Source organism: Paenibacillus ehimensis NBRC 15659 (assembly GCF_004000785.1).
Lineage (GTDB): Bacteria > Bacillota > Bacilli > Paenibacillales > NBRC-103111 > Paenibacillus_G > Paenibacillus_G ehimensis.
The window spans coordinates 1-10,643 of the sequence record NZ_BILX01000125.1 but is presented as its reverse complement, the minus strand read 5'-3'; the positions used below and the strand labels follow the sequence as shown (position 1 = coordinate 10,643).

General features: G+C 56.8%; 9 protein-coding genes. 7 read left to right on the top strand and 2 right to left on the bottom strand.

Annotated features, from left to right (window positions below; genetic code table 11):
- Positions 1–492 (top strand): carbohydrate binding domain-containing protein (locus PEH01S_RS33050; RefSeq protein ID WP_164828127.1); only part of this gene is annotated, 492 nt, incomplete at its 5' end.
- A gap of 194 nt (positions 493–686) precedes the next feature.
- On the opposite strand, the gene PEH01S_RS33045 is transcribed toward PEH01S_RS33050, so the two are convergent.
- Positions 687–1,739, bottom strand: a complete 1,053-nt coding sequence (locus tag PEH01S_RS33045) for a 2,3-butanediol dehydrogenase (RefSeq protein ID WP_127490322.1) — start codon at positions 1,737–1,739, stop codon at positions 687–689.
- Between the two features lie 264 nt (positions 1,740–2,003).
- Between PEH01S_RS33045 and PEH01S_RS33040 the strand changes: the two genes are divergently transcribed.
- Together PEH01S_RS33040 and PEH01S_RS33035 are read left to right on the top strand one after the other, a co-directional pair.
- Entirely contained in the window at positions 2,004–3,047 is a 1,044-nt protein-coding gene (locus tag PEH01S_RS33040; RefSeq protein WP_127490321.1) for a LacI family DNA-binding transcriptional regulator, read from the top strand.
- Between the two features lie 83 nt (positions 3,048–3,130).
- On the top strand, positions 3,131–3,829 hold the full coding sequence (locus PEH01S_RS33035; RefSeq protein WP_127490320.1) for a PIG-L deacetylase family protein: 699 nt from the start codon (positions 3,131–3,133) through the stop codon (positions 3,827–3,829).
- Between the two features lie 25 nt (positions 3,830–3,854).
- On the opposite strand, the gene PEH01S_RS33030 is transcribed toward PEH01S_RS33035, so the two are convergent.
- Complete coding sequence (locus PEH01S_RS33030; protein ID WP_246063139.1) at positions 3,855–4,514, bottom strand: DNA-3-methyladenine glycosylase family protein; 660 nt, start codon at positions 4,512–4,514, stop codon at positions 3,855–3,857.
- A gap of 117 nt (positions 4,515–4,631) precedes the next feature.
- On the opposite strand from PEH01S_RS33030, the gene PEH01S_RS33025 reads away from it, so the two are divergent.
- The 4 genes from PEH01S_RS33025 (at position 4,632) to PEH01S_RS33010 (ending at position 10,615) form a co-directional block, all read left to right on the top strand.
- Positions 4,632–6,281, top strand: coding sequence for an AraC family transcriptional regulator (locus PEH01S_RS33025; RefSeq protein ID WP_164828126.1), 1,650 nt, complete (start codon positions 4,632–4,634; stop codon positions 6,279–6,281).
- A 115-nt stretch (positions 6,282–6,396) separates the two neighbouring features.
- On the top strand, positions 6,397–7,416 hold the full coding sequence (locus PEH01S_RS33020; RefSeq protein WP_127490318.1) for an ABC transporter substrate-binding protein: 1,020 nt from the start codon (positions 6,397–6,399) through the stop codon (positions 7,414–7,416).
- 104 nt (positions 7,417–7,520) lie between these two features.
- The gene (locus PEH01S_RS33015) at positions 7,521–8,558 is read left to right on the top strand and encodes an ABC transporter substrate-binding protein (protein WP_025848030.1); all 1,038 of its coding nucleotides are present in this window, start codon (positions 7,521–7,523) and stop codon (positions 8,556–8,558) included.
- Entirely contained in the window at positions 8,555–10,615 is a 2,061-nt protein-coding gene (locus tag PEH01S_RS33010) for an iron ABC transporter permease (RefSeq protein ID WP_127490317.1), read from the top strand. The genes PEH01S_RS33015 and PEH01S_RS33010 overlap by 4 nt, the downstream gene beginning before the upstream one ends.
- The last annotated feature ends 28 nt before the right edge of the window (positions 10,616–10,643 follow it).

Below are 10,643 nucleotides of genomic sequence, written 5' to 3'. Positions count from 1 at the left end.
AATATGCTTGCAAACGCCAGTTTTGAGGTAAATACGGGGACAAGTGGCTTAGCTGATGGCTGGTACGGTAACAAGGATCAAGGAATAACTGGCGAGTATGAAGTTGTAGCTCATCATGCGTCTGCCGGTCAACGTGCGCAGAAGATTACAGGTTCCGGTCTGGGGCTATATAACCAAATAAACGTATTCCAAGATACGAAGATAGAGCCGGGAAAGACGTATACGGCAAGCAGTCGTATTTTCGTAGAGAGTCTGGCAAATGCAAAAGTAAATTTGACCGTAGATTATCTTGATGAACAATATCGATTTACAGGAGCCCATTTCGAGACTTCCCAGAATACAACTACGGGCGGCGGATTTTCGACACTATCTGTTACGGGTCAAGCTCCTGCAAATGCAGCATACGCACGCGTATGGCTCGTACTGATGGGAACGGACAATAACGGCTCGGGTATTGTTTATTGGGATGCAGCTACTCTTCAACCAAAATAAATGACCTAAGCTATGAGTGGTTGAATAAAGATATTACGGGAGCGTTGAAGGATAAAGATTATGTGGATTTCAAAAATCAAGAAGAGTTACTGGGAATTATTTTATCTCTTTTAGTAGTGTGGCTCTGCCGGCAAATAAGGAAAAGCAGTCCCGGACATTAATGCCGAGGCTGCTTTTCGCTAAAACGTCGCTGTTTACGGTTTGGGAGTTACAAGAATCTTCACTTGATTTTTTTCTTTCAACAATGCTTCAAAGCCATGTTCCACCGCTTCGTCAAGCTTGATTCGCTTCGTAACCAGCTTCTCGGCAGGGAAAAAGCCTTTTTCCATCAAACGGATGACGGCCGGGAATACATTGCGGTACCCGATAATGCCTGTCATGCTCCGCTCCTTCATGACGAGGTGATTTGGTCGGATCGACGCTTCTCTTTCGAAGATGCTGACAATCATGATTTGTCCGGCGACCTTGGTCGACTCGATAGCTTGGGTGAGAACAGGCGGCACCCCGGTGACCTCGAAGGCGATGTCGGCCCCGCCGCCTGTCCGCTTGTGAATCTCTTGAACCACATCGTATTGTTTCGGATCGATGACGATCGCGCCCAGCTCTTCCGCTTTGCGCTTGCGTTCCGGGGAAAGCTCGACGGCGTAAATTTCCGAGGCGCCGGAAGCCTTCAGTGCTTCAATGACCAGTAGGCCGATCGGACCGGTACCGAACACGACGGCTTTGTCCCCGACCTTCAGCTGGCTTGAACGAACGGCGTAAAGCGCAACGGCGGACGGTTCGACCAGAGCGCCTTGCTCGTAAGAGACGCTGTCGGGGATTTTATGGACCATGTGCTCATCGACCGCTACGTATTCAGAGAAGCCGCCGCCACCGCCGGCGAGGCCGAGAAAGCCCATTTTTTCGCAAAGATTATATTTGCCCTGCTTGCACGAAGGGCATGTTCCGCACGCGAAGACGGGCTCGACGACGACACGGTCGCCCACCTTCACCGAGGAGACGCCTTCCCCGATCTCCACGACTTGGCCGGAAAATTCATGCCCCATCACGATAGGGGCTTTTTCATTTGTCAGCGGGTGGGCCGTGCTTTCCGGAATAAAAATCGGGCCGGCAACATATTCGTGCAGGTCGCTTCCGCAAATGCCGCACCATTCCACGCGGATTTTTACTTTTCCTTTGAGCGCTTGAGGTTCCGTAATCGTTTCCAAGCGCAAGTCCTTCACACCATGCCATCGTAACGCCTTCATGCTTGCATTGCATCTCCTTACTGGGTTGAGTGATAATATGAATTTAGCGATAAAATAGGAAACGTTTCCGTCAATAAATAATGTCACAAGTTTGATACATTTGTCAAATTTTTTGCGAATGGAGGGGGTTTAAGCAGAGATGAGGGCTTAATTGTGCTTGCCCGCGGCTCGTCCAAACGGCGGCATCGTATGCTATAATAAAGAGAGGAAAACGACATCGGTTCGTATTGTAGAAAACGATTCCAATAAGAAAGGACATCTCTCTTGACCAGAAAGCAAAAAGTAACGATTGAAGATGTGGCGAAGAAAGCGGGTGTGGGGATCGCCACCGTATCGCGCGCCATTAACGATAGCGGCGGGATCAGCCCCAAAACGAAGGCGCAGATCCTGCAGGTGATTGAGGAGATGGGCTTTACACCGAATACTTCAGCGCAAAGCCTGAAGGTGCGGCAAACGTACCAGATTGCCTTGGCCGTGCCGGATATCCGCAATGCGATTATTCCCGAAATCGCCTGGTCGGTGGAGCAGACCGCGAAGCAGCATGGCTACCGCGTCGTGCAGATCAACACCACCGGCAATGCCCGGACGGAGCTTGAGACGGTGCGCGAGGTAAAAAAACTGCATGTGGACGGGCTGATTATTATGCCGCTCGCCTATCCCAAAACGTTGGTGGAGCTGATCAATAAAGCAAGCGTACCCGTCTCGATCATCAACTATGGAAAAAAGCTCGACGACCATGTGAAAGCGGACGTTGTCGGCTTGGCCAGCCAGGAAGGCCGTCTCGTCATGGAGCATCTGATCAAAATCGGACGGACGCGAATCGCATACGCAGGCGCCCCGAAGAACAAAATTGAGGAACGGTACTTTGCCTATGAACAGTCGCTGCCGCAGGTAGATCCTTCCCTCGTTTTTTTTGGCGAGGATTTCTCGTTCGAAACAGGCTTGCGTGCGGCCGATTACTTTTACAGCCTCAAACATATGCCGGATGCCATCTATGCGGTCAACGACATGGTGGCCATCGGGATTGTGAATCGCTTCAAGGAGCTGGGTATCCGGGTTCCCGAAGATGTGGCGGTCGTAGGCATCGACAACAACTTGTGGTCGACGGTGACAAGCCCGCAAATCAGCTCGGTTTCGATCATGGGGGATGAAGTGGCCCGTCTGGCTACCGAGCTTTTGCTGAAGCGGATTCGCGAGCACGGTACCGGGGAATATGAGCGCGTGCAGTTCGAGCCTCGGCTGATTGTGCGGGAATCGAGCGTGGCTGTCATTCGCCATCTCCCCTCAATTACGAAAAGGGGCAGATGACCAGCTTGTTCTTGCAAGCGTGCCCGTCATTTTAATCGCCCGGGACTCTGGCTATAATAAGTCTAAAAAGGAGGCGGCTGACGATGGGAGAACCGGTCGGATTTTTATACGCGCACCCGGACGATGAAAGCTTTTTGAGCGCGTGCCTGATCCGGCAGCTGGCGGATGAAGGGCATACGCCTGTGCTGCTGCTGGCGACCAAGGGCGAAGCGGGGCAAAAGAACGGCTACGCGGCGCAGGCGACGAAGGAGGAGCTTGCCGCGATCCGGGTCAAGGAAATGGAGAAGGCCGCCGCGATCCTGGGCATTGCGGAAGTAGAGCATCTCGGCTTCCCCGACGGAAAACTGGACACGGTCGACGAGACGCTCTTTTTGGAGGCGGTCATCCGTTTCATCAACAAACACCGCTTGAGGATTGTCGTGACATTCCCGGAGGACGGCGGCAACTTTCATCCCGATCATATGGCGATTTCGCGGTTTGCGACAGCGGCCGTGCTGAGCGGGCGATGCCCTTCGGTCCAGAAGCTGTACTACACCCGATCGAAGACACTGAGCGAGAAAGGCTACGAACCGACGCTCGTCGTCGATACGGAACAAGCATGGAGCGTCAAAGCGGAAGCGCTGCGCGCCCATACGTCCCAGCTTCTCGCGACCGAGAGATATTTCGGGAATTTGGACGTATTTCCGGAGAACCGGCGCTACGAGTCGTTTGTTTTGCACTGGGAACGGGGACAGCGCTGGCCTTCCAAAACCGAGACAAGTCTATTCGACGATTTGGTCTGAACCGACGGTTCGCGGGAAAAGCAGCTTAGCCCGAGACGAGCTCCTCGACCGTTTTGCCCGAATCGACATATCCCCGGTTGACGGCTTCCCATAAATAGAGGGAGGCGACGCTGCAATACGGCGACCATTTGTGCGCATGCTGCGCCAAAGGGTTGCCGTCTTTTTTATTTTCAGCCGAATACAGCCATCGGGCCCCTCGCACCAGACCCACATCGCCCAGAGACACCACGTTCATTCGCCCTAAGGAGAAAATCAGAAACATTTCCGCCGTCCATTGGCCGATCCCTTTTACCTTGGTGAGCATCTCAACGACCTCGCGGTCTTCCAGTTGGGGCAGCAGGGTCAGGTCGATTTCCTGGCGAAGCAGCTTGCCGCTCAAGTCTTTGATGTAGTTGATTTTGGCGGACGATAGTCCGGCGCTTCGGAGCAATTCGGGATCTAGCCGGTCGATCTCCTCGGGAGTGATGGCGGAGACGAGCGATTTAACCCGGTTGTTGATGGTGGCGGCTGCTTTCACGGAGAGCTGCTGCCCGACAATCGACAGCACTAGCGATTCGAAATGACTGCTTCGCACGTTGAAGGTCAATTCGCCGATAAGGGAGATCAGAGCGGCCAGCTTCGCATCGTTGCGGCAAAGATGGCTGATCCTCTCATCGTCCGAATTCAGCGTAATACTGTGGTTCACGAAGGTTCTCCCCTTTCCAAAGCGCATACCCGGATGGCATGATTATCTCATAGAGAAGCGTCTATGAACATCTTTTCAGATGCGACAGTATTCGCGAAAAAGGAAGGAGGCGGCATCGTGCTGGTACAGTTGAGGGACGCACGTCTTATCCGAAATGAACGTGAGCCGATCTCGGAGGAGCGGGGAATGGCCGGTTCACATCGGTTGATGATCGTCGTTGAGGGCAGAGGCATGCTGGAGCTGGACGGAAGAATATATGAGATCGCCCGCAGGAAGGTTTGCCTGCTGAGGCCGGGAATGCTGATCGATCTGCAGACGGACAAGGAACAGCCGCTTGTCTATTACCGGATTGACTTTGATTTATGGAAGCCTAAGGAAGCCGAAGGAGGGAACCGGGAGGCCGACACGGGCCCGGGGCAAGAGCTTGCTTTGTTCCAAAAGGAGCAGTTAAACGTTCCTCCGTTCGGCGGGTTAACCGGGGCGCATTTTTACGAGCAGGTCCGGCTGGCGGAGCAATTGTGCAGCTGCCGGGCGGAGAGGAAGAAGAGGCAGAGCTTTCGGGAGCAGGCGCTTCTTAATGAGCTTCTGGCGATTCTTGTTAGCGAAACGGCTGACGGCAGCACGGGTTCTGCGGAGAAAATCGAACAGACCATCGAGTATATGGAAAGCCGGTATCGTCATGATATTTCCCGGGAAACGCTTGCCGGCATTGCCGGAATGAGCGTATGGCACTATTCTCACGTGTTCAAACAACGGACAGGCCGAAGCCCGATGGAATATTTGAACGAGATCCGCATGAAGCGGGCGAAAGAGCAGCTGCTGACGTCCAGAGCGCCAATCCGGGACATCGCCCGTCAGGTCGGCTTCGGCGACGAGTTTTATTTCAGTCGCAGATTCAAGAAGACGGTCGGAGTGTCCCCGACGGCATTCCTGCGGCACAGAAATGAGAAAATCGCCGCGCTAAGCTTTCCGTACACCGGTCATTTGATGTCGCTTGGAGTCATCCCTTATGTCGCCGTCGTCGATTGCCAGAGGGACAAGCACAGACAGGCATTTTTTCCGGGAATCCCCTATTATTTGCGTCGGGACAAAGTCATGCATGCCGACATATGGGAGCACAATTTGCAGGTGCTGGCCCAAGCCAAGCCGCAGTTGATCCTATGCAGCGAATATGAGGAAGCTCTGGCCGAGCCGTTGATTCGCAAGATCGCTCCGACGGCCGTGATTTCGTGGATGGCGATGGATTGGCGACGGCATTTCCGGCAGGTGGCGTTTCTGACGGGTAAGGAGCGGGAAGCGGAGCGCTGGCTTCATGCCTACGAGATGAAAGCCGCCGCGGCAGGAGCCTTGATCCGCGCGTCGATCGGCAGCGAGACGGTTTCCGTCGTGCACATTATGCAAGGAGATATACTGGTGTATGGCAATCGCAACGCGGGAGCCGTGCTGTTCGGGGATTTGAAGCTGACCCCGGCCTACGATCCGGAGTCCATCGGGACTTACGCCGTCATTGAGGCGGAGGACCTGTCCCGCTACACAGGAGATCATCTGCTGCTGATCGTGGATACCGATCCGGCTTCGCTGCGGCGTTGGGACCGGCTGAGCGGCGCTGCCGCATGGCGGGAGCTGGCCGCTGTCCGAAGCAACCGGGTCTACCGGCAGACCGAGATGCCTTGGCTGGACTATTCCCCACTGGCGCATGACATGATTATCGATGCGGCGGTGAACCTGTTTTGCCGGATGGAGAACGGGGCCGGGCGGGAACGATGATTGGCGCAGCACGTTTGTCCAAGCCGACTTCGCACAATGCTCCATGTCCCTTGGATACAGACAATGCTATACTAATCGCTGAGAATGAGAATTAATATCAACGGAGGGACATCGAGTGCCTGGAACACGCTGGACATCTTATGCAATGATCGGACTTATCTTTGTGCTGTTAACCGCGTGCGGGGGCGGTCCTGGGCCGAATGCCTCCGAAGCGTCCGCTGACGGCAAGACGGACGGGCAGGCAGCAGCCGTGCCTGCTTCCCGAATGGTGGAGCACAAATTCGGCAATACGCAAATTCCGGCTCAGCCGAAGCGGATCGCTTCCATCCAATTGGAGGACATGCTGCTTTCCCTGGACGCACCGCTTGTGCTGGCAAATACGGTAGGGGCGGGCAACTATCTTGAACAAGAGCTGAAGGCGAGACATGTCAAGGTTTTGTCCGACGGCAAGCTGAACTACGAATCGGTGCTGCAGGCGGCGCCTGAGGTGATTGTCGCATCCGATGTCATCACGCAAGAAGAATACGATGCGCTTAGCAAAATCGCGCCCACCGTCACGTACAACCGAAGAACGTGGCAAAGCTCCATCCTGGAAATCGGCAGAGACCTTGGAGTGCCGGAGAAGGCGGCTGCGGTTATGAAGGCGCATGAGGACGCAATCAAGCAGGCCCAAGAAGCGGTTGCGAAAGCCGTGGGGGAGCAGGCGACGGCCGCTTTGGTGCGCGTTACGGCCAAAGATTTGCGGCTGTATTTCCCAGCCGCGCCCGGGGAAAAACGGCAGGGTTATGCGACGGTGCTTTATCACGATTTGAAGCTCGTTCCCGATCCTCTGGTGGCGCAGCTGCAAAAGAAAGAACCGGCCCGGGAAAACGCCAATGTCTCCATGGAGCTTCTGCCGCAGATCACGGCGGATTATTTATTCGTAACCGTGGGCAGCGCGAGCGGAACGGCGGAAGAGCTGCAGAAGGATTTGGACAGCTTTGCTGAAATTCAAAAATCGCCGCTCTGGCAGTCGATTCCCGCCGTACGGAAAGGCCGTGTCTTCACGGTAAGCGCCAAGCATTGGATCAGCGACGGCCTGCTGGCCGATGAAATGAAGCTCAAGGATGCGGTGAAAGCATTGACCTCTCAATAACATTTCGAATAACTAAGGATTGACAGATGCAGGAAACCAATTTAAACTGTCAGTTGATAATGATAATTATTATCAACAAACGTACATACTTGGGGGGCTGTATCATGTCACGATCCTTGCATTATTTCCTACTTGTTTTTTGCTGCGCCATGCTATTTGTCGCCGGCTGCGGAACGGCGAATACCAATACATCTTCCGCTCCGAAAGCCGCTTCCGGCACCGACGCCAAGAAGCCGGAGCAAGCTTCGACGCAAGAACAGGGCAAATCGCAAGATCCGGCGGTTCGGACCATCAACCATCTGCTCGGCGCTACAGAGATCAAGGGCACGCCGCAGCGCATCGTCGCCATCGAATGGTCGGTTGTCGAGGATGTGCTGGCGCTGGGCGTGCAGCCGGTCGGCATTGCCGATGTCGAGGGTTACAAGAAATGGGTGAAGGTGAAGCACGAGCTGTCCCCCGACGTGAAGGATGTCGGCAGCCGGGTCGAGCCGAGCCTTGAGCAGATCTCCGCGCTGAAGCCGGATTTGATTATCGCGACCAACCGCGTCGAAGCCTTCTACGATAAATTAAAAGCGATCGCTCCGACCATCGTGTTCTATGCGAACACGGAAAAGGAGCCGGATGCTTACGCGATGATGGAGAAAAATTTCCGAATTGTCGCGGACGCGCTGAACAAGAAGGATGAAGGGGAAAAAGTGCTGAAGGAAGTCGATGCAGCGATTGCCGGATTGGCCGACAAAGTGAAAAAAGCGGGCAAAGCGGACTCCGAATTTATCCTTGTGCAAGCTTTCTCGCTAAAAAAAGCGCCGACCATGCGCATCATGTCCGATAACGCGATGGCGGCCAAGGTGCTGATCAAGCTGGGGTTGAAAAACGCGTTCAAGCCGAAGGGCTACGTCCCAACCTTCGAGGAAGGGGGCGTCGAGCCGCTGCTTGCCATGAAGAAAGCGAACTTCTTCTACATCGTGCAGGATGACGATAACATTTTCACCAACCAGCTGAAGGAAAATCCGGTATGGAAAAATCTCGATTTCGTCAAAGAGAACCGGATGTACCCGATGGGCGGCGATACGTGGCTGTTCGGCGGACCGCTGTCGGCCCAACTGATCGCTGAAAAAGCGGCGGCGGCGATGACCAAATGAGAACGGAAAGAAGCGGCGTAAACGCTGCTTTCTTTATGCGCGGATGGGCCCCGCCCGTCCTCGTGTTCGGCGGGGGGGCGGCGCTGCTCCTCCTGCTCATGGTCGTCCATGTGATGCAGGGCGCCGCCGATTTGACTCCCCGCATGGTGCTTGAAGCGGTCTTCGCTCCGCAGGATACGGCCGAGCATCAGATCGTACGCACGCTGCGGCTGCCGCGGGTTGTCGCCGGTATGCTGGCTGGCGGGGCGCTTGCGGTCGCGGGCGTGCTGCTGCAGACGATCACCCGCAACCCGCTGGCTTCGGCCGGCACGCTCGGCATCAATGCGGGCGCCTATTTCGCAGTCGTGGCCGCTACCGTGTTCGCCCCGTCGCTGATGGGCGTCTCGCCGATGCTGGTGTCGTTCGGCGGCGCCGTCTTCGCGGCGCTGCTGGCTTATTCGCTTGCCGGGGGATTGCGCGCGACGCCGCTGCGCATGACGCTGGCCGGGATGATCGTATCGATGGCCGTGTCCGCGATGACCGGCGCGCTGCAGCTGCTGTTCGAGGAGGAAACGAGCGGCCTGTTTCTGTGGGGCAGCGGCACGCTCGTACAGAACGACTGGGGCGGCGTTAGCGCTGCTTGGCCATGGGTCGCAGCGGCGGGTGCCGCGGCGCTGTTCCTCTCCCGCTCGCTTGACCTGCTGCTGCTCAGCGAGGAGACCGCGCAGTCGCTCGGGCAGCATGTGGGGCGAATCCGGCTGATCAGTCTGGGTCTGGCGCTGCTGCTTGCCGCCGTGATCGTCAGTATCGTCGGTCCGATCGGCTTTGTCGGGCTGCTCGCGCCGCATCTGGTTCGCTTGATCGGGGTGCGCAGCCACAAGCTGCTTCTGCCGGCCTCCTTCTTATGGGGGGCCGTCATTCTGGTGGCAGCCGACGTCGGCAGCCGGCTGGCCAATAACAGCTCGTACGGCGAGCTTCCGGTAGGCGCCGTGACGGCGCTCATCGGAGGGCCGTGCCTCGCCTATTTGTCCTACCGGGCGGCGCAAAAGCATCGCGAGGTGCCGAAGCCGTCCGCCTCGTCGCTTGGCACGACGACCCGCTTTCTGTCGTACGGGGCGCTCCTCGGTCTATTCGGGCTGCTGCTCGTCGCGGTCACAATCCTGGGCATGATCTTCGGCGATGTGAAAATCCCGCTGCAAGACGTGCTGGCGGCGGTTCAAGGCGAAGGCTCCGAACTGGCCCGCTCGATCGTGCTCGACCAGCGGCTGCCCCGCATGCTCGTTGCGGCCTGCGCCGGCGCGGCGCTTGCGGTCAGCGGCCTGCTGCTGCAGGGGGTCGTGCGCAATCCGATGGCCGATCCGTCCATCGTTGGCGTGTCGGCCGGGGCGGGGGTCGGCGCGCTGCTTCTGCTGCTCGTCTGGCCGGAGCTGCCGATCGCTCTGCTGCCTTTTGCCTCCTTCGCCGGAGCGATTGCCGCGGCGCTGATCGTCTATCTCATCGCCCGCAAAACGGGCCTGCAGCCGGCTGTCTTGGCGCTCGTCGGGATCGCGGTATCCGCATGCGGTTCGGCCGTCATTCAGCTCATCGTGGTTCAGACCAAAATGAACGTGGCCGTCGCATTGGCCTGGATTTCCGGCAGCACGTATGCGCGCGGCTGGGAGGAGCTGGCGCAGCTCGTGGTGTGGCCTGTGCTGCTGCTGCCGCTGGCATGGCTGATCGGACGGCGAGTCGACATTTTAGCCTTCGGACAGGAGGGCGCGGTGGGCCTCGGGGTCAATGTCGAGCAGACGCGGCTGAGAGCGGCGGCGATCGGCGTGGCGCTGGCGGCTGCGGCCGTATCGATCGTAGGTACGATCGGCTTCGTCGGGCTCATCGCCCCTCATGCGGCGCGCCTTCTGATCGGGCACAATCATCGCCGGCTCATGCCGCTCGCGGCGCTGCTCGGGGCCGTCCTGCTCGTATTGGCCGACATCGTAGGCCGCAACCTGCTGCCGCCCAAAGAAATTCCGTCGGGCCTGATCGTCTCGCTTCTCGGCGCGCCTTATTTTCTATGGCTGATGCGCTCATCTCGCAGATAAACCTCAGACTGCCATTTGGCAGTCTGTT